This window comes from Sphingomonas sp. (genome assembly GCF_003248515.1).
Lineage (GTDB): Bacteria > Pseudomonadota > Alphaproteobacteria > Sphingomonadales > Sphingomonadaceae > Sphingomonas_I.
In genome coordinates, this window is the sequence record NZ_QFOB01000008.1 from 1 (window position 1) to 22,811 (window position 22,811).

At 67.5% G+C, this 22,811-nt stretch carries 28 protein-coding genes; 18 read left to right on the plus strand and 10 right to left on the minus strand.

Features of this window, described 5'->3' with window-relative positions; genetic code table 11:
* Together DI605_RS13805 and DI605_RS13810 are read left to right on the plus strand one after the other, a co-directional pair.
* Nucleotides 1-355 (plus strand): transketolase C-terminal domain-containing protein (locus DI605_RS13805; protein ID WP_293974929.1); only part of this gene is annotated, 355 nt, incomplete at its 5' end.
* Complete coding sequence (locus DI605_RS13810; protein WP_293974931.1) at nucleotides 355-642, plus strand: hypothetical protein; 288 nt, start codon at nucleotides 355-357, stop codon at nucleotides 640-642. The genes DI605_RS13805 and DI605_RS13810, both read left to right, overlap by 1 nt.
* Before the next feature lie 48 nt (nucleotides 643-690).
* On the opposite strand, the gene DI605_RS13815 is transcribed toward DI605_RS13810, so the two are convergent.
* From DI605_RS13815 to serS, 3 genes are read right to left on the minus strand one after another with little or no spacing between them, the layout of a single operon-like run.
* Nucleotides 691-1,668 carry a peptidoglycan DD-metalloendopeptidase family protein gene (locus DI605_RS13815; protein ID WP_293974934.1) on the minus strand — a complete coding sequence of 326 codons (978 nt, stop codon included), beginning with the start codon at nucleotides 1,666-1,668 and terminating at the stop codon, nucleotides 691-693.
* Nucleotides 1,665-2,429, minus strand: a complete 765-nt coding sequence (gene surE / locus DI605_RS13820) for a 5'/3'-nucleotidase SurE (RefSeq protein ID WP_293974936.1) — start codon at nucleotides 2,427-2,429, stop codon at nucleotides 1,665-1,667. Before surE ends, DI605_RS13815 begins: the two co-directional genes overlap by 4 nt.
* Nucleotides 2,429-3,706 (minus strand): serine--tRNA ligase, encoded by a 1,278-nt coding sequence (gene serS / locus DI605_RS13825; RefSeq protein WP_293974938.1) that lies wholly within the window; start codon nucleotides 3,704-3,706, stop codon nucleotides 2,429-2,431. The genes surE and serS overlap by 1 nt, the downstream gene beginning before the upstream one ends.
* Before the next feature lie 390 nt (nucleotides 3,707-4,096).
* Here serS and DI605_RS13830 point away from each other — a divergent pair, with 390 nt between their 5' ends.
* From DI605_RS13830 to queE, 8 genes are all read left to right on the plus strand, one after another.
* Complete coding sequence (locus DI605_RS13830; RefSeq protein ID WP_293974941.1) at nucleotides 4,097-4,666, plus strand: hypothetical protein; 570 nt, start codon at nucleotides 4,097-4,099, stop codon at nucleotides 4,664-4,666.
* Between the two features lie 160 nt (nucleotides 4,667-4,826).
* Nucleotides 4,827-5,285, plus strand: a complete 459-nt coding sequence (gene dksA, locus DI605_RS13835; RefSeq protein ID WP_293974944.1) for an RNA polymerase-binding protein DksA — start codon at nucleotides 4,827-4,829, stop codon at nucleotides 5,283-5,285.
* 92 nt (nucleotides 5,286-5,377) lie between these two features.
* Nucleotides 5,378-5,761: a PilZ domain-containing protein gene (locus tag DI605_RS13840; RefSeq protein WP_293974947.1), complete on the plus strand. Its 384-nt coding sequence runs from the start codon at nucleotides 5,378-5,380 to the stop codon at nucleotides 5,759-5,761.
* A 212-nt stretch (nucleotides 5,762-5,973) separates the two neighbouring features.
* The gene (locus DI605_RS13845; protein ID WP_293974950.1) at nucleotides 5,974-7,170 is read left to right on the plus strand and encodes an aspartate aminotransferase family protein; all 1,197 of its coding nucleotides are present in this window, start codon (nucleotides 5,974-5,976) and stop codon (nucleotides 7,168-7,170) included.
* Between the two features lie 138 nt (nucleotides 7,171-7,308).
* Nucleotides 7,309-8,238: an ornithine carbamoyltransferase gene (gene argF, locus DI605_RS13850; protein ID WP_293974953.1), complete on the plus strand. Its 930-nt coding sequence runs from the start codon at nucleotides 7,309-7,311 to the stop codon at nucleotides 8,236-8,238.
* Between the two features lie 91 nt (nucleotides 8,239-8,329).
* Nucleotides 8,330-9,223 carry an Hsp33 family molecular chaperone HslO gene (locus DI605_RS13855; protein WP_293974956.1) on the plus strand — a complete coding sequence of 298 codons (894 nt, stop codon included), beginning with the start codon at nucleotides 8,330-8,332 and terminating at the stop codon, nucleotides 9,221-9,223.
* A gap of 247 nt (nucleotides 9,224-9,470) precedes the next feature.
* Complete coding sequence (gene queC, locus DI605_RS13860) at nucleotides 9,471-10,205, plus strand: 7-cyano-7-deazaguanine synthase QueC (protein ID WP_293974958.1); 735 nt, start codon at nucleotides 9,471-9,473, stop codon at nucleotides 10,203-10,205.
* Nucleotides 10,202-10,876: a 7-carboxy-7-deazaguanine synthase gene (gene queE, locus DI605_RS13865; RefSeq protein ID WP_293974960.1), complete on the plus strand. Its 675-nt coding sequence runs from the start codon at nucleotides 10,202-10,204 to the stop codon at nucleotides 10,874-10,876. The genes queC and queE overlap by 4 nt, the downstream gene beginning before the upstream one ends.
* A gap of 115 nt (nucleotides 10,877-10,991) precedes the next feature.
* Here the strand turns inward: queE and DI605_RS13870 are convergent, their stop codons facing one another.
* From DI605_RS13870 to lipB, 3 genes are all read right to left on the minus strand, one after another.
* Nucleotides 10,992-11,669, minus strand: coding sequence for a hypothetical protein (locus DI605_RS13870; protein WP_293975312.1), 678 nt, complete (start codon nucleotides 11,667-11,669; stop codon nucleotides 10,992-10,994).
* Nucleotides 11,670-11,871: 202 nt separating this feature from the next.
* On the minus strand, nucleotides 11,872-12,078 hold the full coding sequence (locus DI605_RS13875) for a hypothetical protein (protein WP_293974962.1): 207 nt from the start codon (nucleotides 12,076-12,078) through the stop codon (nucleotides 11,872-11,874).
* A gap of 95 nt (nucleotides 12,079-12,173) precedes the next feature.
* Nucleotides 12,174-12,884, minus strand: a complete 711-nt coding sequence (gene lipB, locus DI605_RS13880; protein WP_293974965.1) for a lipoyl(octanoyl) transferase LipB — start codon at nucleotides 12,882-12,884, stop codon at nucleotides 12,174-12,176.
* Nucleotides 12,885-12,983: 99 nt separating this feature from the next.
* Here lipB and DI605_RS13885 point away from each other — a divergent pair, with 99 nt between their 5' ends.
* A complete protein-coding gene (locus DI605_RS13885) occupies nucleotides 12,984-13,772 on the plus strand; it encodes a hypothetical protein (protein WP_293974968.1) in 789 nt (262 codons plus the stop codon).
* Here DI605_RS13885 and DI605_RS13890 read toward each other — a convergent pair.
* Both DI605_RS13890 and hemF read right to left on the minus strand, forming a co-directional pair.
* Entirely contained in the window at nucleotides 13,769-14,365 is a 597-nt protein-coding gene (locus tag DI605_RS13890) for an N-acetyltransferase (RefSeq protein WP_293974971.1), read from the minus strand. The genes DI605_RS13885 and DI605_RS13890 overlap by 4 nt on opposite strands.
* A gap of 4 nt (nucleotides 14,366-14,369) precedes the next feature.
* Nucleotides 14,370-15,227, minus strand: a complete 858-nt coding sequence (gene hemF / locus DI605_RS13895) for an oxygen-dependent coproporphyrinogen oxidase (RefSeq protein ID WP_293974974.1) — start codon at nucleotides 15,225-15,227, stop codon at nucleotides 14,370-14,372.
* Between the two features lie 178 nt (nucleotides 15,228-15,405).
* On the opposite strand from hemF, the gene petA reads away from it, so the two are divergent.
* The 4 genes from petA to DI605_RS13915 all read left to right on the plus strand — a co-directional run bounded on the left by petA (nucleotide 15,406) and on the right by DI605_RS13915 (nucleotide 18,458).
* The gene (petA, locus tag DI605_RS13900) at nucleotides 15,406-15,993 is read left to right on the plus strand and encodes a ubiquinol-cytochrome c reductase iron-sulfur subunit (RefSeq protein WP_293975315.1); all 588 of its coding nucleotides are present in this window, start codon (nucleotides 15,406-15,408) and stop codon (nucleotides 15,991-15,993) included.
* Between the two features lie 16 nt (nucleotides 15,994-16,009).
* Nucleotides 16,010-17,317, plus strand: coding sequence for a cytochrome b/b6 (locus DI605_RS13905; RefSeq protein WP_293974977.1), 1,308 nt, complete (start codon nucleotides 16,010-16,012; stop codon nucleotides 17,315-17,317).
* A 21-nt stretch (nucleotides 17,318-17,338) separates the two neighbouring features.
* Nucleotides 17,339-18,175, plus strand: coding sequence for a cytochrome c1 (locus DI605_RS13910; RefSeq protein WP_293975318.1), 837 nt, complete (start codon nucleotides 17,339-17,341; stop codon nucleotides 18,173-18,175).
* Nucleotides 18,176-18,284: 109 nt separating this feature from the next.
* Nucleotides 18,285-18,458, plus strand: a complete 174-nt coding sequence (locus DI605_RS13915; protein ID WP_293974980.1) for a hypothetical protein — start codon at nucleotides 18,285-18,287, stop codon at nucleotides 18,456-18,458.
* Between the two features lie 45 nt (nucleotides 18,459-18,503).
* On the opposite strand, the gene DI605_RS13920 is transcribed toward DI605_RS13915, so the two are convergent.
* The gene (locus tag DI605_RS13920; protein ID WP_293974982.1) at nucleotides 18,504-18,650 is read right to left on the minus strand and encodes a hypothetical protein; all 147 of its coding nucleotides are present in this window, start codon (nucleotides 18,648-18,650) and stop codon (nucleotides 18,504-18,506) included.
* Between the two features lie 221 nt (nucleotides 18,651-18,871).
* On the opposite strand from DI605_RS13920, the gene rph reads away from it, so the two are divergent.
* From rph to hemW, 3 genes are read left to right on the plus strand one after another with little or no spacing between them, the layout of a single operon-like run.
* Nucleotides 18,872-19,588: a ribonuclease PH gene (gene rph / locus DI605_RS13925; RefSeq protein WP_293974984.1), complete on the plus strand. Its 717-nt coding sequence runs from the start codon at nucleotides 18,872-18,874 to the stop codon at nucleotides 19,586-19,588.
* Nucleotides 19,585-20,238, plus strand: a complete 654-nt coding sequence (rdgB, locus tag DI605_RS13930) for an RdgB/HAM1 family non-canonical purine NTP pyrophosphatase (RefSeq protein WP_293974986.1) — start codon at nucleotides 19,585-19,587, stop codon at nucleotides 20,236-20,238. Before rph ends, rdgB begins: the two co-directional genes overlap by 4 nt.
* Before the next feature lie 53 nt (nucleotides 20,239-20,291).
* Nucleotides 20,292-21,449, plus strand: coding sequence for a radical SAM family heme chaperone HemW (gene hemW / locus DI605_RS13935; protein WP_293975321.1), 1,158 nt, complete (start codon nucleotides 20,292-20,294; stop codon nucleotides 21,447-21,449).
* 171 nt (nucleotides 21,450-21,620) lie between these two features.
* Here hemW and DI605_RS13940 read toward each other — a convergent pair whose 3' ends face one another.
* The gene (locus DI605_RS13940) at nucleotides 21,621-22,808 is read right to left on the minus strand and encodes a penicillin-binding protein activator (RefSeq protein WP_293974989.1); all 1,188 of its coding nucleotides are present in this window, start codon (nucleotides 22,806-22,808) and stop codon (nucleotides 21,621-21,623) included.
* Nucleotides 22,809-22,811 lie beyond the last annotated feature (3 nt).

A 22,811-nucleotide genomic window follows, 5' to 3' on the forward strand; every position in this document is an offset into this window, starting at 1 on the left:
GGACAGGCTGGAGGCGCAGGGGCTTTCGACGACGGTGGCGGACCTGCGCTTCGCCAAGCCGCTGGACAGCGATCTGATCCGCCGGCTGCTGGCCACGCACGAAGTGGCGATCACGGTGGAGGAGGGCGCGGTCGGTGGCCTCGGCGCGCATGTGCTGACGCTCGCTTCCGACGAGGGCCTGATCGATGCCGGCCTCAAGCTGCGCACCCTGCGCCTGCCCGATACATTCCAGGACCACGACAAGCCCGACCGCCAATATGCCGAGGCCCGCCTCGACGCAGACGCCATGGTCGAAACCGTCCTCACCGCTCTCCGATCCAATTCGGCCACGGTGGCCCAGGGCGCGCGCGCCTGATGCAACTGGGCCGGGGGGTGAAGGACGGGCTGATCCTGCTGCTTCTGTGGATCGTGGCAGTCGTGCTGATCGCCGTGGTGTTCGTGGCGACGTGGTTCTCGATCTACGTGATCGCCGAGCCTCTCTACTGGGCGGTGCAGAAGCAGGTGGGCGCCGGCAGCTTCTATTTCCTCGGCCTTCTGATGATGGTGCTGTGGCCGCTGGCCCTGTTCGGTCTCGCCTTCGGCCTGCTGCGCCTCTTCGGCCTGGTGGCGAGGCGCTTTCGTGGCGCGGCGCGGCGCTTCTAGGCGCGCACAGAGGGCGACGATGCTGGCCGCATAGCAGCGGCGCATCGATCAGCGGAGCTTGGGCAGCCAGTCCATCGGGTTGACGGGCTTGCGGCCGTCGCGAATCTCGAAATGGAGTTGGGGTTCGCGCGCGGAGCCGGTGGCGCCGGCTTTCGCGATCGGCTGGCCCTGTTTCACGGCCTGGCCGCGCGTCACCAGCAGCGAATCGGCATGGCCATAGGCGGTGAGCCAGCCGCCGCCATGGCGGATCAGCACGAGCTTGCCGAAGGCGGCGAGATCGCCGGCATAGGCGACCACCCCGTCGGCGGCGGCGCGCACCGTCTCGCCCATCTTCGCGCGGATATTGACGCCATCGTTGCGCGCGCCGGAGGGCTGGAGGCCATAGCGACGCATGATTGATCCCACGACCGGCCAGACGAACTTGCCCGAGAAGGTCTGGGCGGGCTCCGCCACCGGCACGCTGGGCGGGACAGGCCGGGCGGCCGTCCGCACCGGCGGGGCAGGCTTCGCCCTCGGCGCGAGCGCGGGCTCGTTGCCGGTGGCGAGATCGTCGATATCGATGTGGAAGGCTTTCGCACGCTCCTCCATCGACATGTCCGCCACCTCGCGCGTGCTGGGGATCAGCAGGCGTTCGCCCGCGCGCAGCAGGAAGGGCTCCTCCAGGTGGTTGATCTCCGCGATGCGGCTCCAGTCCACGCCATAAGCGCGCGCGATCGCGATGCCGCGCTCGCCCTTGCGCACGAGATGGTAGCGGCCCGCCGGGATCTTCAGCTTCTGCCCCGGCCGCACGATGAAGGGCCTTTCGATCCCGTTCGCGCGCGCGATCGCCATGAAGGCAGCGCCCGTTTTCGTGGCGACGCGCGAGAGCGTGTCTCCCGCCTTCACTACATAGGTCTGCGCCGCCACCTCCATCGCATCGGGCGTGGTGGGCGGCGTTTCCTCGGCGGGGGGCGAGGGCGGCGGGGCGGCGGCCGCGGGCAGCGCGAGCGTGAGGCTCAGGGCCGCCCAGGGCGCGACCGGCTTCACCCGAAGCGTGCTTCCAGCGCCGCCTTGGACGGATCGTGGGTGAGATCCAGATGCAGCGGCGTGACCGTCACATAACCCTGCGCGGAAGCCTCCAGATCGGTGTCCGCGCCGGGCGTGCGCGGGGTGAGGCCGTGATGCATCCACCAATAGCTGTAGCCGCGCGGATCCAGGCCATGTTCCAGACGCGGCTTCGACCAGTCGCGCAGGCCCTGGCGGACGACCTTGATGCCTTTCACATCCTCCGACGGGATGGGCGGGAAATTGACGTTGATGAGCGTGCGCGGAGTCCATTCCATGCCGATCAGCCGATCCAGCACGCGCGCGCACCAGCCCTCGGCCGCCTCGAACGTGACGGCGTCGCCCATCCCCCGGCGGGGATAGATCTGACTGAGCGCGATGGCGGGGATGCCGGCGAGCGCGCCTTCCATCGCGGCCGAGACGGTGCCCGAATAGCTGACATCCTCGGCCAGATTGGCGCCGCGATTGATGCCCGAAAGAACGAGATCGGGCGGACTATCCTTCATCACCTCGCCCAGCGCCATGATGACCGCATCGGTGGGCGTGCCATGGACGGCATGGTGGCGCGCATCATAACTGCGCATCCGCAGCGGCGCGGTGAGCGTGAGCGAACGGCCCTTGCCGGACTGTTCGTCCGCAGGCGCCACGACGATGACATCGTCGGTCAGCGTCAGCGCGATCCGCTCCAGCAACGCGATGCCCTTGGCGCCGAGCCCGTCATCATTGGTGACGAGGATGCGCATCAGGCGGCCGTCAGCCGATCGAGCCCGCCCATATAGGGCCGCAATACGGCGGGCACCGTGACGGAGCCGTCCTCCTCCTGATAATTTTCGAGCACGGCGACCAGCGTGCGGCCGACCGCCAGGCCGGAGCCGTTGAGCGTGTGGACGAACTGCGTGCCCTTCTCGCCTTCGGGGCGGAAGCGCGCATCCATGCGCCGCGCCTGGAAATCGCCGCAGTTGGAGCAGGACGAAATTTCGCGATATCGCTGCTGGCCGGGCAGCCAGACCTCCAGATCGAAGGTCTTGCGCGCGGTGAAGCCCATGTCGCCCGAGCAGAGCAGCATCCGGCGATAGGGCAGCTCCAGCGCCTCCAGAATGCCCTCGGCCGCGCGCGTCATCCGCTCATGCTCGGCATCCGATTCGTCGGGATGCGCGATCACGACAAGCTCGACCTTCTCGAACTGGTGCTGGCGGATCAGGCCGCGCGTGTCGCGCCCTGCGGCGCCCGCTTCCGATCGGAAGCAGGGCGTGAGCGCGGCGAGGCGCGTGGGAAGGGCGCCCGCGGGCAGGATCTGCTCACGCACGAGATTGGTGAGGCTTACCTCGGCGGTGGGGATCAGCCAGCGGCCATCCGTGGTGCGGAACAGATCCTCGGCGAATTTGGGCAGCTGGCCCGTGCCGAACACCGCCTCGTCGCGCACCAGAAGGGGCGGCGCGGTCTCGACATAACCGTTCGTGCCGCTCTGCGTATCGAGCATATAGTGGCCGAGCGCGCGATGCAGCCGGGCCATCGCCCCGCGCAGCACGGTGAAGCGCGCGCCGGAAATGGCGGCGCCGGCCTCGAAATCCAGGCCGAGCGGCGGCCCCAGATCAGCATGATCCTTCGGCGCGAAGCCGAATTCGCGCGGGTTGCCCCAGCGCGACTGCTCGACATTGCCGTCCTCATCCTCACCCGCCGGCACATCGGCCACGGGGATGTTGGGAAGCGCGGCCAGCGCCGCATCCAGCTCGGACTGGGCATGGCCGCTCTCATGATCGAGGGCTGCGGTGCGATCCTTGATCGCGGCCACCTCCGCCATCAGCGCGGCGGCCGTCTCCTCGTCCTTCCGCGCCTTGGCGGCGCCGATCGCCTTCGAAGCCTCGTTCCGGCGGGCCTGGAGAGTCTGGACCTCGGTGAGCAAGGCGCGGCGGCGCTCGTCGAGCTGGAGCAGGCCGGCTGCCGCGGGGCCGAGCCCCCGGCGCGCGAGGCCCTGATCGAAGGCCGCCGGATCGTCGCGGATGACGCGTATGTCGTGCATGGCCGGGCTATGGCCGGGCCATGGAAGGCACGCAACCCTTGCGAGTGCCAAGCGGACCGGATTGCGAACCGGAAAGGCGCGGGGACTGTACGGAGAGTCTCGCCCGCCAGCTCCCCATGCTCATCCTGTCGAACAGTCTGCCAGAGATCCTGTTCAAGCATTGTCGATCAAAATTCGAGACGCGATGATCTTTCGAATTTCCCGACGATCTTGCGGGGCGCATCCCCTGGATTATCCGGGGGAATGGAATCAACGATGGTAGTTGAGATATTTCTCCATTGTGAACAGGGGCAGTCATCGCCCTGATGCCACGGGTCGTCGCATTCCGACTCTCGGGAACCTGTAGTGGACATTATCTGTTTCATTGACGAAATCATCAGGAGAATAGCCATGTCCCGTATGTTTGTTTTGATGACTGGCGTCGCGCTGATTGCCACGCCGGCTCTGGCGCAGACCGCTCCGGAGGCGGCCGGCGCCGCCACGGCCGCACCAGCACCGGCCGCAGCTCCCGGTGCGGGCGTCGTCGCCGGCGCGAAGGTGGTCGATACGGCGGGCGCCGATGTCGGTACGATCGAATCGATCGCCAACGGCAACGCCGTCCTTTCGACCGGCGTAGCCAAGGTTTCCGTGCCGGTCTCGTCCTTCGCCAAGGGGCCGAACGCCCTCGTTTTCGGCATGACGAAGGCCGATATCGAATCGAAGGTGGCGCAGGCGAGCAGCGCGCCCGTGGAGATCACGGTCGGCGCGCTCGTGAGCGATCCTTCGGGCGCCAAGGTCGGCACCGTGAAGGAAGTGGGGGCCGATGGCATTACCGTGGCCTCCGATACGGCCATGGCCAAGTTGCCCAAGGCCTCGTTCGCCAAGGGTGAGGGCGGCCTCGTCATCGCGATGAGCCCGGCGCAGTTCGATGCGGCGGCCAAGGCGGCCGGCGGCGCCAAGCCCACCGACAGCGCTTCCTGATCGGGAGCGCGCACGGCCGGAAATGCAGGGGCGCCGCGGGAGACCGCGGCGCCCCGTTGATTCAGGCAGCTTGTCGGCATGCCGCCCGGTGTCTATAGGCCCGGCACGGGACGGGGGACGGGCCGGATTTTCGTCCTGCCCGTCGGGTTGGAAGAGCGGCATGGCGAGTGTGGCGGACGACGTAGACGGCCGGGGCTCCGGCAGAGAGATCAATCTACCGCGAGATTATCGGCCCTCGCCTGACGAGCCTTTCATGAATGAGCTCCAGCAGGCCTATTTCCGCGGCAAGCTGCTCGACTGGAAGGACGCGATCCTGCGCGAATCGCGCGAGACGCTGAACCAGCTTCAGATCGAGCCGCTGCGCGAGCCGGACGTGACCGATCGCGCCTCGAGCGAGACCGACTGGTCGATCGAGCTGCGCACACGCGATCGCCAGCGCAAGCTGATCTCCAAGATCGATGCCGCGCTGCGCCGCATCGACGAGGGCGAATATGGCTATTGCGAGGTGACCGGCGAGCCGATCTCGCTCGCGCGCCTTGAGGCGCGCCCCGTGGCGACCATGACGGTCGAGGCGCAGGAGCGCCACGAGCGGCAGGAAAAGGTTTCGCGCGACGACTGACCGCCGGCCGCCGAAATTATGGCAGCCTCGTTAACCGGATTTCAGTCACCTTGCGCTAACCCTGCCGTGCAGTGGATTCATCGAGGCAGAGTGTGGACGCGCCAGTGAGCGGCATGGACGTGAGCGAGGAAGAGCGATTTGCGCATCTTCGCGCCGCGCCGCGCGATAGCATGTTCCTGCTCGCCATGATTCGTCGCCCGGGCGGCGCGGACATTCCGGTCAAGGTGCGCAATCTTTCGAGCGGCGGGATGATGGCGGAATGCGCGACCAGCTTCTCGCGTGACGAGGCGGTCGAGGCTGATCTGCGTGGGATCGGCGCGGTTTCCGGCCGGATCGCGTGGACGGCGGGCGGCAAGGTGGGCATCGCCTTCGATCGCGAGATCGATCCCAAGCTCGCGCGCAAGCCCGTCACGGGCAATCCCCAGCCGCAACTGGTGAAGGCTTCCAAATCGATGTGGCGCCCGGGCCTGCGCTGAGCCGATCCTCTTGGGGGAGGTTGCGTCCGGCGGGAGTTTCAGCGCGGTGCCCGCGAGGCCCGTGGGGGCGCCCTTTTCCTCTAACCGATTGCGCCTGTCGCTTGCGCTCTCTATAGGCGCGCGCTCCGGCGGCCCGATGGGCCGCCTTTTGTCGTTTCCGGAGCCCGGTTCGCGTTTCTGTCCCAATTTCCGTCATAGTGAGGAGCACGTCGATGACTATCACGCCGCTGATGCCCGTTTACCCGCGGTGTGGCGTGCGTCCGGTTCGCGGCGAGGGGGCCTATCTCTATGGCGAGCGCGGCGAAGCCTATCTCGACATGGCGGCGGGCATCGCCGTCAATATCCTGGGCCACAGCCATCCGGCGGTGGTGAAGGCGATCGCCGATCAGGCGGCGACGCTGATGCACATCTCCAACCTCTACGGCATGCCGCTGGGCGAGAAATTCGCCGAGGCTTTGCTCGCCAAGACCTTCGCCGACACCCTCTTCTTCACCAATTCGGGCACCGAGGCGGTGGAATGCGCGATCAAGACGGCGCGCCGCTATCATTATGCCGACGGTCATCCCGAGCGGCACCGGATCATCACCTTCTCCAACGCCTTCCACGGGCGGACGATGGGGGCGATCTCCGCCACCGACCAGCCGAAGATGCGCGACGGCTTCGAGCCGCTGGTGCCGGGCTTCACCGTGCTGCCTTTCAACGATCTGGAAGCGGCGAAGGCGGCGATCGGCCCCGATGCGGCCGGCTTCATGCTGGAAACGGTGCAGGGTGAAGGCGGCATCCTGGCGGCCACGCCGGAATTCCTGAAGGGCCTGCGCCAGCTGTGCGACGAGCATGGCCTGCTGCTGATCCTCGACGAGGTGCAGTGCGGCTATGGGCGCACGGGCGCCTTCTTCGCCTATGAGCATTACGGGATCGAGCCGGACATCATGGCGGTGGCCAAGGGGATCGGCGCGGGCTTCCCGCTCGGCGCCTGTCTCGCCACCGAAAAGGCGGCCAGGGGCATGGTGATCGGCACGCACGGATCCACCTATGGCGGCAATCCGCTGGCGATGGCGGTGGGGCAGGCGGTGCTGGATATCGTCGGCACCGACGAATTCCTCGCCAATGTGCGCGCCGTGGGCGATCGGATGCGCGGCGCGCTGGAGCAGCTGATCCCGAATCACGATCACCTTTTCCAGGAAGTGCGCGGGATCGGGCTGATGCTGGGCATCAAGCTGAAGCCCGGTGCGGAGGCGCGCGCCTTCGTGGGCCATCTGCGCGACAATCACGGGCTGCTGACGGTTGCGGGCGGCGACAATGTCGTGCGCATCCTGCCGCCGCTCAACATCAACGACAGCCACATCGCCGAATGTGTCGAGAAGCTTTCCGCCGGTGCGCGGAGCTTTCCGGTGCCGGAGGCGGCGTAACGCTCACCATTCCCCACCCGCCCGGTTCGAGCAGCTTCGAGCGAAATCGAGAAGCGTCCGTCGAGAAAGATTCTCGGCCTCGGTTTTCGGCAGGCTCGAAGCTTCGCTCGAAGCGAACGGAGAGAGAGAGATGCCAAGATGACCCGTTCCTTTCTCGATCTTGCCGACGCCGGGCCGGAAGGGCTGCGTGCGATCCTCGCCGAGGCGCAGCGCCGCAAGGAGGCGCGCTCGGGCTGGCCGAAGGGGCAGGCGGATGCAGATGCGCCGCTCGCCGGCCATACGCTGGCGATGATCTTCGAGAAGAACAGCACGCGCACCCGCGTCTCGTTCGACATGGCGATGCGCCAGCTCGGCGGATCGACGATCATCATGGAGGCCGGCTCTACCCAGCTCGGCCGGGGCGAGACGGTGAGCGACACCGCCAGGGTGCTGTCGCGCTATGTCGACGCGATCATGATCCGCACGGACGATCACGCCAAGGTGGTGGAGCTGGCCGAAGAGGCGAGCATCCCGGTGATCAACGGGCTGACCGACCGGAGCCATCCCTGCCAGATCATGGCCGATCTGCTCACCTTCATCGAGCGGCGCGGGCCGGTGGAGGGCAGCCGCTGGGCGTGGCTGGGCGACGGCAACAATGTGCTGCACTCGATCATCGAGGCGGGCAGCCTGCTGGGCTTCGACGTCGCGGCGGCGACCCCGGAAGGCTATGATCCCGATCCGGAGATCGTCGATCAGGCGCGCCGCGTGGGCAATCATCCGCCGATCCTGACGCGCGATCCCGACGAGGCGGTGGCCGGGGCGGACGTGGTCGTCACCGATACGTGGATCTCGATGGGGCAGGCCCATGCCGAGCAGAAGCTGGCGGCGATGGCCCCCTATCAGGTGACCGAAGGGCTGATGGCCGGCGCGAAGGCGGATGGCCTGTTCCTCCACTGCCTGCCCGCGCATCGCGGCGAGGAAGTGGTGGATGCCGTGATCGACGGGCCGAAATCCGCCATCTGGGACGAGGCGGAAAATCGCCTGCACGCGCAGAAGGCCATCCTGCTGTGGTGCTTCGGGAAGATCTGACGCGCGATCATCCGCGGTCGTGAGCCGTCGCCCCGGCACGGTGCGGGGGCATGGGGTGGACATTCGGCCGCCTCATCCCGACATGGCCGCCATGACGATCTCGACCCCCGATCGGGCGCTGGGCTTCACGATCCCAGGCCGCCACGCACGCGGCCGCATCGCGCGGCTCGGCTCCACCCTGGACACGATCCTCGGCGCGCACGGCTATCCGCCCGCGATCGAGCGCGTGCTGGCGGAGGCGCTCGTGCTCGCGGCCCTGTTCGGCTCGACGCTGAAGGATGCGGGCGGGCAGCTGACCCTGCAGGCGCAGACGGAGGGCGGCGCGATCGACCTGCTCGTCTGCGATTTCCGGGGCGGCGAGATGCGCGGCTATGTGCGCCACGATCCCGATCGGCTGGCGGAGCTGCCGGTCGATCCCTCGCTCTTCGCCCTGTTCGGCAAGGGCTATCTGGCGATCACCTTCGATCAGGCCGTCTCGGGCGAGCGCTATCAGGGCATCGTGCCGCTGGAGGGGGGATCGCTGGCGGAGGCGGCCGAAAGCTATTTCGCGCAATCGGAGCAGATTCCCAGCCTCGTCCGCGTCGGCGTGGAGCGGCTGCCGGACGGGGCGCATGTCGCCGGGGGCCTGCTGCTCCAGCATCTTCCGGAAGGCGAGGAAGGGCGCGAACGGCTGCACACGCGACTGGATCATCCGGAATGGGACCATGTCGCGGCGCTGGGTGGCAGCGTCCGCGCGGGCGAACTGACCGATATGTCCCTGCCGCTGGAAACGCTGGTGTGGCGCCTGTTCAACGAGGATGAGGTGCGCGTGCTGCCCTCGGTCGCGCTGGCTAAGGGCTGCCGCTGCGATCCCGATCATGTCCGCTCGGTGATCGCCCGCTTCCCGGCCGAGGAGCAGGCGGCGATGGCGGACGAGAGCGGCCTGATCCACGTCGATTGCGAATTCTGCGCCCGCCGCTTCTCGCTGGAGGCGAGCGCGGCCTGACGATGGTCCGGCCGCTCCGAAGCCGCGCCGGATCGGCATGTTCACCGTCTATTTACCATGACGGGGGCATAAGCGACTCAGTGCTTCCGGCACTGTCCTCCCTAGTGGGCCATGTGGCCCGTACTGGGCCGCTCCACCCCACGGGAGCGGCCCATTTCTTTTCCCGGCGGCTCCTGTCGTGTTTCCGCCCTGCGGCAAGGCGGGCGCGCTCTTCCGCCGCGCCGCTCTCGCCCCTATGTGGCGCGCCATGACGACGAATGTTTCCGAAGGCCGCGAGAAGGCGGTCGTGCTGGTGTCCGGCGGCCTCGATTCGATGGTCGTGGCCGGCCTTGCGCGCGAGGCCGGGCGCGATGTCTGCGCGCTGACGATCGACTATAACCAGCGCCACCGTGTGGAACTGGAGGCGGCGGCGCGCGTGGCCGCAGCCATCGGCGTGGAGCGCCACATCGTGCTGCCGCTGGATCTCACCCGCTTCGGCGGATCGGCGCTGACCGCCGATATCGCCGTGCCGAAGGAGGGCGTGGGGCTGGACGGCGGCGCGGCCGGCGGCATTCCCGTGACCTACGTGCCCGCGCGCAACACGATCTTCCTGAGCCTGGCTCTGGGCTTCGCCGAGGCGTGCGGCGCGCGCAGCATCTGGATCGGCGTGAACGCGCTCGATTATTCCGGCTACCCTGATTGTCGGCCGGAATTCGTGCGCGCCTTCCAGGATCTCGCCAATCTCGCCACCAAGGCTGGCGTGGAGGGGGATCGCTTCCGGATCGAGACGCCGCTGCTGCACATGACCAAGGCCGATATCGCGGCCGAGGCGGCGCGGCTGGGGCTGGATGCCGGGATCAGCTGGTCCTGCTACGATCCCGTGCCGACCGACGACGGCGCGAAGGCTTGCGGCACCTGCGATGCCTGCCGCCTCCGGGCGAAGGGCTTTGCCGAGGCCGGCCTGCCCGATCCCACCCTCTATGCGGGCGCGCCGCCGGCATGAGCTATGCCGTGAAGGAGATGTTCCTGACGCTTCAGGGTGAGGGCATCCAGGCGGGGCGGCGCGCCGTGTTCATCCGCTTCGCCGGCTGCAATCTGTGGTCCGGCCGGGAGGAGGATCGCGCCGACGCGCAATGCCGCTTCTGCGATACGGATTTCGTGGGGCTCGACGGGGAGGGTGGCGGCCGCTTCGCCGATGCCGCCGCGCTGGCGGATCGCGCCCGCGCTTTCTGGGATGACGGGCTGGAGGCGGCCGATGCGCGGCCCTTTGCCGTCATCACCGGTGGCGAGCCGACCCTGCAGCTGGATGCGGACGCGATCGCGGCGCTGCACGCCCGGGGCTTCGAGATCGCGATCGAGACGAACGGGACAAACTCCGTGCCCGCCGGCGTGGACTGGATCTGCGTGAGCCCCAAGGCGGGCACGACGATCGTGCAGACCGAGGGCGACGAATTGAAGCTGGTGTGGCCGCAGCCGGGCCTTGATCCCGCCATGCTGGAAGGCTGGAATTTCCGGCACCGGCTCGTCCAGCCGATGGACGGCACCGCGCTGGGCGGCCAATGGCCCGAGGGCGGATCGCTGGGCGATACCCGCCAGGCCTGCATCGATTTCGTGCTGGCCAATCCGCGCTGGCGGCTTTCGGTGCAGACCCACAAGATGATCGGGGTGCGATAGGAAGGGGTTGCCCGCCCCGGCCTTCACCGGAGCAGGGCGACGGGCGAGGGACGACATCTTCTGGCTGGCGGCGGCGCGGGCGGAAGCTTCCCGCCCGCGCCGCCGCCAGCCCGCCTCAGTTGGTCTGGCAGGGAATGGGCTTGCCGCGCTTGTTGACGCAGGTGATCGCCGGCATCGGCGCCATCACGATGCTGTTCGTGCCATAGGCGAAGACCATGTCGCCCGCATGGCTCAGGCTGTTGCGGAATTCCCGCATGCGCGATGTTGCCAGTGAGAGCAGGCTGCCGCGCGGCGTGGAAAGCGCCTCGCGTCCGATCGACGAGGCTGTTTCGCAAAATTCCATCTGGCCGTGGAAGGTGGAGAAGCCATTGTAGGTGCGCGTCGAATATTGATCGAGCGCGGTGGACCAGGAAATGCCCTTGGGCTTCGCGGCGGCCGCCGCCTTGCCCTTGCCCTTTGCCGGCGCGGCGCCGCCCGCCGCCTGCCTCTTGAAATAGGCGGTCAGCGTTTCATAGGCGCTTTGCAGCTCGGCCGAATGGTTCTTCAGCAGATTGTTGTAATTGCCGACGGTGAGCAGGGCCGGCGCGAACTGGCATTGCAGCGCGGCCACGTTCAGGCCGGCACGCATCCCCCACAGAAGATTGGCGCTCACTTCCTTCGGCGTCGCGTTCGGCAGCGGCACGAGCAGGCCGGGCTCGGCGCCCGTGACGGGCTCGCCCTTCAACTGCGGCGAACGCCAGAACAGATAAGCCGATGCGGGCTCCGCCACCGATGTCGCGACCAGACAGGCCATCGCCACCGCGGGAACCGCCCCTTTCCAAACCCTTGCCATCAAGTCTTCTCCCGACGCGACTTAAACAGCCTAGCGGGGCGTGCGGCAAGCAAGATGCCGTTTCGCCTGCGAATCTTGTAGCCGGCGCGCCTTCGCCCCGGCCGGAATCAAAAGGGCTGCCGGGTCGAACCCGACAGCCCCGAAACGCTTGTCCGGGCAGGACTTACATCATGTTCGAGCTGTTGCTCTCATTGCCCATTTCCATGCCCGACATGTCGTTCATGGTGCCTTCTTCCGGCGCCATCGTGTTCATGTCCGTGACGTTGGTCTCGGTGATGTTCGTGTTCTCGGTCTTGCCGCAGGCCGAAACGGCCAGCGCGGCACCCGCGATCATGGCGACAGCCACGGTGTTCTTGATGATCGTGCGCATTAGTCCAGACTCCCTAGTGCGATTTGGCCTGGGCTTAGGCTGCCATTTTCCAAATCGGCGGCGATCCTAGCAGAAAGCCACGTCTCCTCAAGAGTCTACCGCACTTGCGATAAGCTCCAAAGAAAGTTTGGAAATTCAGCATGAAGCGCTTCGTCCAGCGCGGGCATGCCCGAATTCGCGCCGAGCCGGTCGAGGCTGGTGACGCCATGTTCCGCAATGCCGCACGGCACGATCGCCCCGAAATGGGAGAGATCGGGTGCCACGTTGATCGAAAAACCGTGGAGCGTGACCCACCGGCGCACGCGTACGCCGATGGCGCCGATCTTGGCCTCGCCGCCGCCGATCCCGTCGATGGCGGGCTCGTCCGTCCAGATGCCGATCCGCCCTTCGGCGGTGCGCGCCGCGACGCCGAGCCGGCCGAGCGACGCGATCAGCCACCGCTCCAGCTTGGCGACATAGCAGCGCACGTCGCGGCCGCGCGCGTTCAGATCCAGCATCACATAGCCCACGCGCTGGCCCGGCCCGTGATAGGTGTGCCGCCCGCCCCGGCCGGACCGGTGGACCGGGAAGAGATCGGGCGCGAGCAATTCCTCCGCCGGCGCGCTGGTGCCCGCCGTGATGACGGGCGGATGTTCCAGCAGCCAGACCAGCTCCGGCGCGGTTCCCTCGCGGATCGCGGCGGCGCGCGCCTCCATCTCCGCGACCGCATCGGCATAGTCGACGAGGCCGGGGCTGACGCGCCATTCGACGGCGGGGCCGGGGGGTGGGCCGGCGGGGGCCGGGGCGGTGAGGTCGCAGGCGATCATGCCGCCGATGTGTGGCGCCGGGGCCGCGCTGGCAAGCCATGGAAGAAAGTCGCTGCGCGGGCGCTCGCTTTTCGCGGCGAATCGCGGCAGGAGCGGCGCGTGCACAAGATTTCGATCGAGCAGGGATTGCGCGCGCTCCAGCGCTTCATCGCGGCCGAATGGCGGCTGGCGCTGCCGGTCGCGCTCGCCTTCCTGGCCCTGCCGCCCTTCATCCTCGGCCTGATCCTCGCGCCGCTGATGCTGCAGATGCCGTCCGACCTGGAAGGGATGCGCGCCTTCGGCCTCGCCATGCCGGGCTGGGTGATGCCGGTCACTCTTCTGGGGGGCGTCGTCACGATCGTGGGGGCGATGGCGCTGCAGGCGCTGCTGCTGCTGCCCCGGATCAGCGTGGGCGAGGCGATCGTGCGGGCGCTGCGCCGCCTGCCGGTCTGGATCGGGGCGGCGCTGGTGGTGTTCGCGATCCTCTTCGCGCTGCTGATCGTGCTGGGGCTGATCTTCGGCGCGGTGCCGGCGGGGGCCGGCCTTCTGGTGATGGTCACCTGCGTCGGGATGGTCGCGGCTGGCGTCAATCTCGCGCTTATCATGCCGCTGATCGTGGAAACCTCGCTGGGGCCGGTCGCCGCGCTGCGCGAGGGCCTCGCTTTCTATCGTGGTCAGCTGGTGCGGCTGGTGGCGGGGCTGGTTCTGTTCCTCGCTGCCGCCTGGGTGGTGGCGATGGCGATGCAGGTCGCGCTCGGATCGGTGCTGTTGCTGATCGGCCGCCTGATCGGCCAGCCCGATCTGGGCCAGACGCTCGTTGCCTTGCTCGCCGCGCTCGTCTCGGCGATGGAATGGAGCGCCTTCTACCTGCTGATCGCCTGCTTCTATCGCCAGCGCGTGCAGGGTTAGTCGCGCGCTTCTTCCAGAAGCGGCACGTGCGGGCCGGCCTCGCGCGGGAGCACGCCCAGCAGGCGCGGATCCGCGAAAATCTCGATCGCGCGGGCAAAGGGGGTGAAGCCCTGCGCGCGATAGAAATTCAGGGCAGAGGGATGATCCAGCGTGCAGGTGTGCACCCAGACGCGGCCGATGCCCGGCCGCCAGGCGCGCGCCAGCGTTTCGGCCATCAGCCAGCGGCCATGCCCCTTGCCGTTCAGTTCCGCGACGAGCCCGAAGAAGCCGATCTCGCATTCCCCGGCAATGCGGAAATCCAGTTCGAGCATGCCAAGCTCCACGCCCGCGCGATCGACGACGGCATATATTTCCACCGCCGGATCCCCGATGATCGCGGCGAGCGCCCCTTCCTCCAGCATCAGCCGCGAGAACCACAGCCAGGGCGCGCCCACCCGCGTGAAGAGCGTGCGATAGGCAGCCGGCTGGGGGCTGGCCCAGCGCGCCAGCCGCAGCGGCGTGGAGGGCAGCGGGCGCGGCCTCGGCCGCTCGCGCATTTCCAGCGAGGTGACGATCGCGGCGAGCTCGCCCGCGCCGACCGGCGTCAGCGCCACGGGATCAGGCCCATGTCGCGACCGGGGGCAGGCTCATCAGGATCGCATCCACATTCCCGCCCGTCTTGAGGCCGAACAGCGTGCCGCGATCATAGACCAGATTGAATTCGGCATAGCGGCCCCGATAGGCGAGCAGGGCCGCGCGATCCGCGTCGCTGGCAGGCTCGCCCATGCGCCGACGCACGATTCGCGGAAATATCTCCAGAAACGCCTCGCCCACCGCGCGGACGAAGGCGAAGTTGGTTTCGAAATCGCCTTCCAGATGATCGAAGAAGATGCCGCCCACGCCACGATGCACGCCGCGGTGGGGGATCCAGAAATAATCGTCCGCCCATTTCCTGTAGGCGGGATAATCGCCCGGCCCGGGATGCGCATCGCATGCGGCGCGGAAGATATCGTGGAAATCGGCCGTATCCTCCTCGCGCGGGAGCGGGGGATTGAGATCCGCGCCGCCGCCGAACCAGCGCTTCGTGGTCGCCAGGAAGCGCGTGTTCATGTGCACGGCGGGCACATGCGGATTGGCCATGTGCGCGACGAGGCTGATGCCTGTTGCGAAGAAGCGGGGATCCTCGGCCGCGCCGTGGATGGTCTTGCCGAATTCGCCATCGAAGCGCCCGCCGACGGTGGAGACGTTCACGCCGACCTTCTCGAACACGCGACCCTTCATCAGCCCGCGCACCCCGCCGCCGCCCGGTGCGCCATCGGGATCGGTGCGATCCCACGGCGCGTAATCGAAGGCGGCGTCGCTCCCGGCCTCCCGCTCGATCTCCTCGAAGGCGGCGCAGATGCGATCGCGCAGCGCCTCGAACCAGTCGCGGGCCAGCGCCTGTTCGGCATCGATCGGAAAGGCAGGGTTCGTCATGGCAGCGGCGCTTGCCGCGCGCTTCCCCGCCTTGCAAGTGCGGCAATCGTTGCACGTCCGCTGCAAAAGCCGCAAAGGCAGTTGGCAAATGGCTAATCCGGCGGCTACAGCGCTAGATAAGCCGCGTCCCGCAAGGAGACGCAAAAGGGGCACAGGCAGAGGGTTTTTGCGAATGGCGATGTCGCAGACGTCAGACGATCCCAATCAGCATTCGCCGTTCATCGGGGAAGCAGATGGAGGGGACGCCGGCCCGCGCCGCCGTGATTTCCTGAACATCGCAGCCGCCAGCTTTGCCGGAGTGGGTGCGGTCGCCGCGGTCTTCCCGCTCATCAACCAGATGAACCCCAGCGCGGACGTGCTGGCGCTCGCCTCGATCGAGGTGGATATCTCGGCGATCACGGCGGGGCAGGCGATCAAGACGATGTGGCGCAAGCAGCCCGTCTTCATCCGCAACCTGACGCCGAAGGAAATCCAGGAGGCGGATGCCGTGCCGGTCGCCACGCTGCGCGATCCGCAGACCCTGGCCGAGCGCACCAAGGAAGGCCACAAGAACTGGCTCATCACGCTCGGCGTGTGCACCCATCTCGGCTGCGTGCCGTTGGGCGCTGGCGAGGGCGAGACGCGTGGCGAATATGGCGGCTATTTCTGCCCCTGCCACGGATCGGTCTACGATACGGCCGCGCGCATCCGGAAGGGGCCGGCGCCGCTGAACCTGCAGGTGCCGGAATACAGCTTCAAGTCCGACACCGTCGTGCAGATCGGCTGAGGGGGGATAAAGGAACATGAGCTTTCCCTGGGCCAAGCATTACGAGCCGAAGAACCCGCTGATGAAGTGGGTGGACAGCCGCCTGCCGCTGCCGCGTCTCGTCTATAATGCGGTGGGCGCCGGCTATCCGGTGCCGCGCAACCTCAATTATTTCTGGAATTTCGGCGTCCTGGCGGGCCTCGCGCTCGTCGTGCAGATCGTCACCGGCGTCGTGCTGGCGATGCATTATGCCGCCAATGCCGACGTCGCCTTCAACAGCGTCGAAAGCATCATGCGCGATGTGAACCAGGGCTGGCTGCTGCGCTACGCGCACATGAACGGCGCCTCGATGTTCTTCATCGTCGTCTATATCCACATCTTCCGTGGCCTCTATTACGGATCGTACAAGGCGCCGCGCGAAATGGTGTGGCTGCTCGGCGTGGTCATCTTCCTGCTGATGATGGCGACCGCCTTCATGGGCTATGTGCTTCCCTGGGGGCAGATGAGCTTCTGGGGCGCGCAGGTGATCACCGGCTTCTTCTCGGCACTGCCGCTGATCGGCGATCCGATCCACACCTGGCTGCTGGGCGGCTTCGCGCCGGACAATGCCGCGCTGAACCGCTTCTTCTCGCTCCATTATCTGCTGCCCTTCGTGATCGCGGGCGTCATCATCCTGCACATCTGGGCGCTGCACATTCCGGGATCGAACAACCCGACCGGCGTGGAGGTGAAGGGGCCGCAGGATACGGTGCCCTTCCATCCTTATTACACGGCCAAGGACGGCTTCGGCGCGGGCGTGTTCTTCCTCGTCTTCGCCTGCCTCACCTTCTTCGCGCCGAACGCGCTGGGCCATCCCGACAATTATATCGCGGCCAACCCGCTTTCGACGCCCGCGCACATCGTGCCCGAATGGTATTTCTGGCCCTTTTACGCGATTCTGCGCGCCTTCACGGTGAACTGGTTCTGGGTGCCGGCGAAGCTGTGGGGCGTGATCGCCATGTTCGGCGCGATCGCCCTGCTCTTCTTCCTGCCCTGGCTGGACAAGTCGCCGGTGCGTTCGGCCAGCTACCGGCCGATGTATAAATGGGCCTTCTGGGTGCTGGTGCTGGACGTGCTGGTGCTCGGCTGGATCGGCAAGAGCCCGGCGGAGGAGCCCTATGTGCGCATCGGCCAGCTGGCGGCGGCCTATTATTTCGCGCACTTCCTGATCATCGTGCCGATCATCAACATGTTCGAGGTGCCGAAGCCCCTGCCCAACTCGATCACCGAGGCGGTGCTGAAGGGCGAGACCGAAGAAGCGCCGGAAGGCGCCGAGACGCCGGCCGCCGCCGGCCATGCGCACTGAGCCGGGGGGAATAGGCACATGATCGTCCGGATCGTCGGTTTCTTCGCCGGCCTCGCCTTCGTCTCGGCGCTGCTCGTCGCCTTCGTCATGCCTCGCGAGAAGGTGGAGGAGACGGCCGCCCAATATGTTCACGAGCATCGCGAGGAGAAGAAGATCAGCTTCTCCTTCGATAATCCCGTGTGGGGCAAATATGATCGCCAGCAGCTCCAGCGCGGCTTCCAGGTTTACAAGGAAGTCTGCTCGGCCTGCCATTCGCTGAAGCATGTCGCCTTCCGCGATCTGGAGGAGATCGGCTTCACCAAGCCCGAGGTGAAGGCGATCGCCAAGCAGTGGTCGACGGAGGTGCCCTCGATCAACGAGCAGACCGGCGAGCCTGCCACCCGCAAGGCGATCCCGAGCGACTATTTCCCGTCGCCCTTCGCGAACGATACGGCGGCGCGCGTGGCCAACAACAATGCGCTGCCGCCGGATCTTTCGGATATCGCCAAGGCGCGCGAGGGCGGCCCGCATTACACGCACGATCTGCTGACCAGCTATCAGGAGCAGCCGGCGGATCTCGTGAAGAAATTCCCGGACATCAAGACGCCGGAAACGCTGCATTACAATCCGGCCTTCGCGAACCTGAACATCGCGATGCCGCCGCCGCTCGCCGCGGACGATCAGGTCGCCTATGCGGACGGCACCAAGGCCACGATCGATCAGATGGCGACGGACGTCTCGGCCTTCCTGATGTGGACGGCGGAGCCGAAGCTGGAAAATCGCCACCGCACGGGCATCGCGGTCGTGATCTTCCTGCTGATCGCGACGGCGCTGGCCTATGGCTCGTACCAGAATATCTGGCGCGACAAGAAGCATTGAGCCCGGAAAGGGGCGTGGCGACCTTCGCGCCGCGCCCCTTCCTCATCCCTGACATGATCCCGGATCCCGCTCCCCTCCCGGATCCCATATCCGGCCGGCGGTCTCAAATATGATCCCGGCTTCCGTCGCTTATTCGCTCGCCATGCTCGCCTGCCTCGCGCTGGCCTGGGGCGGCATCTGGCTCATCGCCAAACGGCGCGATCGCAGGCGGGGCATATTGATGCTGATTGCCGCTGCGGTGCTGCTGGGCAATGTGCTGATCTGGGTGATGCCGATCGGCTAGCGCGCCCGACTGGCTATTTCGCCGTTGCGGCACGCCTGCCCGCGATCATTGCTTCAGCAACAGGAAAGCCGCCACCAGAGCCGGCGTAAAAGCCAGCACCACGAATATCACGAATGCGATAAAAGCGAGGTCGGGCCGCTTCTTCTCATTGAAGATCCGGACAATCTCAATTCCAAACTGCCATTTGTTCATAACCAGAAAACCTCAGCCAGCGACCGCTGTGCAGTCGTCGTTGGGGGCCGCCCAAGGTTTCGGTTATCGGTTCAGTATCGGGATCGGTTGTCGGTTACGGAGGTGGCCTTGATCGGCATATGGGGTGGCGGCGCGGGCGTTCAAGCGCCCATTCGGCCGCCTCCGCTTCCTTCCGGCCCTGCAAAGGTCTAGGGCGCTCCCCGAACTTTGAAGGAGCTTCCATGCGCCCCAGCGGCCGCGCCCCCGATCAGATGCGGGCGATCACGATCCAGCCGAACTTCACCGTCCATGCCGAGGGCAGCGTGCTCATCGGTTTCGGCGACACGAAGGTGCTCGTCACCGCCTCCGTCGAGGAGCGCGTGCCGCCTTTCCTGCGCGGTAAGGGCCAGGGCTGGGTGACGGCCGAATATGGCATGCTGCCCGGCGCCACGCACACGCGCGGCAGCCGTGAGGCGGCCAAGGGCAAGCAATCCGGCCGCACGCAGGAAATCCAGCGGCTGATCGGCCGTTCGCTGCGCGCCGTCTGCGACATGACCCTGCTTGGCGAGCGGCAGATCACGCTGGATTGCGACGTGATCCAGGCAGACGGCGGCACGCGCACCGCCTCCATCTCCGGCGCGTGGGTGGCGCTGCGCATCGCGGTCGACAAGCTTCTGGCCTCGGGCGCGCTGGTGGCGGATCCGATCAAGGCGCAGGTGGCAGCCGTTTCCTGCGGCATCTATGAGGGCACGCCGGTGCTGGACCTCGATTATATCGAGGATTCGAACGCGCATGCCGATGCCAATTTCGTGCTGCTTTCGGATGGCAATATCGCCGAGGCGCAGGCCACCGCCGAGGGCGCGACCTATGACGAGGAGGCGCTGCTGCGCCTGCTGCGCCTCGCTCGCATCGGCTGCGGCGAGATCTTCGCCGCCCAGCGGAAGGCCGTCGGCAAATGAGCATCCGGCTGATCGACGACGAGCCGCCGGCCGTGCCGCATCGCCGGCTGGAGCCCGGCAGGATCGTCATCGCCAGCCACAATGAGGGCAAGGTGCGCGAGATTCGCGCGCTGCTGGAGCCTTATGGGATCGAGCCCGTCTCGGCCGCCTCGCTCGGCATTCCCGAGCCGGAGGAGACGGGCACGACCTTCTTCGCCAATGCCGAGCTGAAGGCGCGCTATTCGGCGGATCTTTCCGGCCTGGTCGCGCTGGCGGACGATAGCGGCCTGTGCGTGGATGCGCTGGGTGGCGATCCGGGCGTCTATACCGCCAACTGGGCCGAAACCGCCGATGGCACGCGCGACTGGCCGATGGCCATGCGCAAGGTGGAGGACGCGATCCAGGCTAGGGGGCCGGAGGCGGGCCGCGACGCGCATTTCGTCTGCGTGCTCTCGCTCTGCTGGCCGGACGGGCATGTGGAAAGCTTCGAGGGGCGTGTGGAAGGCACGCTGACCTGGCCGCCGCGCGGCACCGTGGGCTTCGGCTATGATCCGGTGTTCGTACCCCATGGCGACACGCGCACCTTCGCCGAACTGGATCCGGCCGAGAAGAAGGCGATCAGCCATCGCACGGATGCGTTCCGCAAGCTGGTGGCGGCGTGTCTGGGGTGAGCTTTCTCCCCTCCCATCGGCGGGAGGGGACGGGGGTGGGCAGCCCGGCTCCGCTGCCGCAGGGCCGGCCCCGATCCGGTTCGCAGGCGGGCGAGGATGCGCAGGCTCTGGCCCTCTACGTCCACTGGCCGTTCTGCGTTTCCAAATGCCCCTATTGCGATTTCAACAGCCATGTCCGCGAGAGCGTGGATCAGGATCGCTGGCGGGATGCGCTGCTCACCGATCTGGCGTTCGAGGCGAATATCGGCCCGAAACGCCCGCTGACATCGATTTTCTTCGGTGGCGGCACGCCTTCGCTGATGCCGCCCGCGACGGTGGCCGCGATCCTCGCCGATGCGGAGCGGCGCTTCGGCTTCGCGCCCGACATCGAGATCACGCTGGAAGCCAATCCTTCCTCGGTGGAGGCGTCGCGCTTCGCGGATCTGGCGGCGGCGGGCGTCAATCGCGTGAGCCTGGGATTGCAGGCGCTGGACGATGAGGTGCTGCGCTTCCTCGGCCGCGCGCATGGCGTGGAGGAAGGGCTGGGGGCGCTGGAGACGGCGCAGGCCTGCTTCGATCGCGTGAGCTTCGATCTGATCTATGCGCGCCCCGGGCAGAGCGAGGCGCAATGGGCGCTGGAGCTGACGACCGCGCTGGGCTTCGGCACCGGCCATCTCTCGCTTTATCAGCTGACGATCGAGCCCGGCACGCGTTTCGCCACGCTGGCGGCGCAAGGCAAGCTGGAGGCGGTCGATCCCGATCATGGCGCGGCCCTGTTCGAGCTGACGCGGGAGATGACGGCGGCGGCGGGGCTGCCGGCCTATGAGGTTTCCAATCATGCCCGGCCGGGGGAGGAGAGCCGCCACAACCTAACCTACTGGCGCTATGGCGATTATCTTGGCGTCGGCCCCGGCGCGCATGGCCGGCGCGCGGGCGTGGCGACGGTGCGGGCGAAGAAGCCGGAAAACTGGCTGTCGCGGATCGATGCGCAGGCCAGCGGGATCGCCGAGGAAGAGGTGCTCGATCCCGCGACGCAGGCGACCGAGGCGCTGTTGATGGGCCTGCGGCTGGAGGAAGGCGTAAGCCTGTCGCGGTGCGCGGCGGCGATCGATCCGGCGGCGATGGCGCGGCTGATCGCGCAGGGGCTGCTGGAGCGCGAGGAGGACAGGCTGCGCGTGACGCCCGGCAACATGCTGGTGCTGGACGGGATTTTGGGCGCGCTGGCCGCCTGACGCCACGGGGCTCCAGCAGGAGCCCTGCCAGACCGGGCAGGAGGCGAGATGCTTCGGGCTCGCGCTTCTGCCGGAGCGTTGGGGCGTGTGAGTGTCGCCGCCGGCGGAGGTGGCCGACAGCCCCCGTCACACATCCGGCGGGGCTTTTTTCCCGCGCCGGATAGAATGGGATCAGAATCCGGTTGGCGGGGGCGAGACGATGGTGCGGGTGCCGCCGCCCAGCTGGTGCACGGCCAGCGATCGTTCGGCGATGCGATTGCTGCCGAAGCGGAAGGCACCGTCCACGCCGGCGAACCCGCCCGGATCGCCCAGCCGATCGGTGGGGAAAGGCGTGTTCGCTTTCCATTCACGCGCGATTCGCACCGCAAGCAGCACCGCATCATAGCCGAGGCTGGCAAGGCGATAGGGCGTCTTGCCGTAGCGGGCGCGATAGCGCGTCTGCAACTGGCCGAACATGCGATCGTCCACGCTTGCGAACCAGGCCCCGTTCATCGCTGCGACCGAGGCGAGGCCCGGTTCCGCATTCCACAATTCGGTGCCCAGCACCTGCGCCGACGTGGCGCCCTGCTTGCGCAGCAGGGGTACGGCGACGACAGCGATGCGGCCGCTGTCCGCGATCAGCACGGCATCGAATTTCTGCTTGGCGAGCGCCGTCACCGCCGCCGTGATGCCGGCCGAGCGATCATAGCTCTGCATCGAGACGACGCTGCCGCCGGCCGCTTCCGCCACGCGGATCAGCGTATTGGATGCGGTGCGGCCATAGGCGCCCTGCGGCACGAGGCCGGCGAACCGCGTGAGCCCGCGCGAGCGGGCATAGCGCACCACCCGCTCGATCGACTGGGCGGGCTGGAAGCCGAGCAGCCAGACATTGTCCGCCGCCACGCTGGTATCGTTGGAGAAGGAGATGACCGGCACGCCGCGCGCGGCCGCCGGCCCCGCCACCGTGCGGACATCATCGCCCAGCAGCGGCCCCAGGATCAGCGCATTGCCCTCCGCCAGCGCCTTCGCGGCAGCGGCGGCGGCGCCGGGGCCGGTATCGTAGGTCGTTACGCGCAGCGAGCGATCCTTCGTATCGGTCAGCGCCAGCACGGCGGCATTGGCGATCGATTGGCCGACGCCGGCATTCGGGCCGGTGATCGGCACGAGCAGGGCCACGCGATGCCGGTCCACATCCTCGGGCAGGCCCTGCTGGGTAACGGGCGCGGTCGTCGTGGGCGGCGCCTTGGCGGGCGCGCGCGTGGGCGCGGTGCGCGGGCCGCCGGCGCAGGCGGCGAGCAGCAGGGCCAGCAGCAATGCGAGGAGGGTCGCCGCCAGATTTCTCCGGCCGCCGATTTGCCCCCTTAGGCCGGGGTCTGCCATGCT

Excerpts from the sequence above, each read along its gene's own strand:
- dksA (WP_293974944.1), top strand. The coding sequence starts at position 4,827 with ATGGCGAGTGTGGCGGACGACGTAGACGGCCGGGGCTCCGGCAGAGAG.
- argF (WP_293974953.1), top strand. The coding sequence starts at position 7,309 with ATGACCCGTTCCTTTCTCGATCTTGCCGACGCCGGGCCGGAAGGGCTG.
- serS (WP_293974938.1), bottom strand. The coding sequence starts at position 3,706 with ATGCACGACATACGCGTCATCCGCGACGATCCGGCGGCCTTCGATCAG.
- DI605_RS13845 (WP_293974950.1), top strand. The coding sequence starts at position 5,974 with ATGACTATCACGCCGCTGATGCCCGTTTACCCGCGGTGTGGCGTGCGT.
- petA (WP_293975315.1), top strand. The coding sequence starts at position 15,406 with ATGTCGCAGACGTCAGACGATCCCAATCAGCATTCGCCGTTCATCGGG.
- DI605_RS13920 (WP_293974982.1), bottom strand. The coding sequence starts at position 18,650 with ATGAACAAATGGCAGTTTGGAATTGAGATTGTCCGGATCTTCAATGAG.
- DI605_RS13940 (WP_293974989.1), bottom strand. The coding sequence starts at position 22,808 with ATGGCAGACCCCGGCCTAAGGGGGCAAATCGGCGGCCGGAGAAATCTG.
- rdgB (WP_293974986.1), top strand. The coding sequence starts at position 19,585 with ATGAGCATCCGGCTGATCGACGACGAGCCGCCGGCCGTGCCGCATCGC.
- DI605_RS13905 (WP_293974977.1), top strand. The coding sequence starts at position 16,010 with ATGAGCTTTCCCTGGGCCAAGCATTACGAGCCGAAGAACCCGCTGATG.
- DI605_RS13855 (WP_293974956.1), top strand. The coding sequence starts at position 8,330 with ATGACGATCTCGACCCCCGATCGGGCGCTGGGCTTCACGATCCCAGGC.
- rph (WP_293974984.1), top strand. The coding sequence starts at position 18,872 with ATGCGCCCCAGCGGCCGCGCCCCCGATCAGATGCGGGCGATCACGATC.
- surE (WP_293974936.1), bottom strand. The coding sequence starts at position 2,429 with ATGCGCATCCTCGTCACCAATGATGACGGGCTCGGCGCCAAGGGCATC.
- DI605_RS13915 (WP_293974980.1), top strand. The coding sequence starts at position 18,285 with ATGATCCCGGCTTCCGTCGCTTATTCGCTCGCCATGCTCGCCTGCCTC.
- queC (WP_293974958.1), top strand. The coding sequence starts at position 9,471 with ATGACGACGAATGTTTCCGAAGGCCGCGAGAAGGCGGTCGTGCTGGTG.
- queE (WP_293974960.1), top strand. The coding sequence starts at position 10,202 with ATGAGCTATGCCGTGAAGGAGATGTTCCTGACGCTTCAGGGTGAGGGC.
- DI605_RS13830 (WP_293974941.1), top strand. The coding sequence starts at position 4,097 with ATGTCCCGTATGTTTGTTTTGATGACTGGCGTCGCGCTGATTGCCACG.
- DI605_RS13870 (WP_293975312.1), bottom strand. The coding sequence starts at position 11,669 with ATGGCCTGTCTGGTCGCGACATCGGTGGCGGAGCCCGCATCGGCTTAT.
- lipB (WP_293974965.1), bottom strand. The coding sequence starts at position 12,884 with ATGATCGCCTGCGACCTCACCGCCCCGGCCCCCGCCGGCCCACCCCCC.
- DI605_RS13810 (WP_293974931.1), top strand. The coding sequence starts at position 355 with ATGCAACTGGGCCGGGGGGTGAAGGACGGGCTGATCCTGCTGCTTCTG.
- hemF (WP_293974974.1), bottom strand. The coding sequence starts at position 15,227 with ATGACGAACCCTGCCTTTCCGATCGATGCCGAACAGGCGCTGGCCCGC.
- DI605_RS13875 (WP_293974962.1), bottom strand. The coding sequence starts at position 12,078 with ATGCGCACGATCATCAAGAACACCGTGGCTGTCGCCATGATCGCGGGT.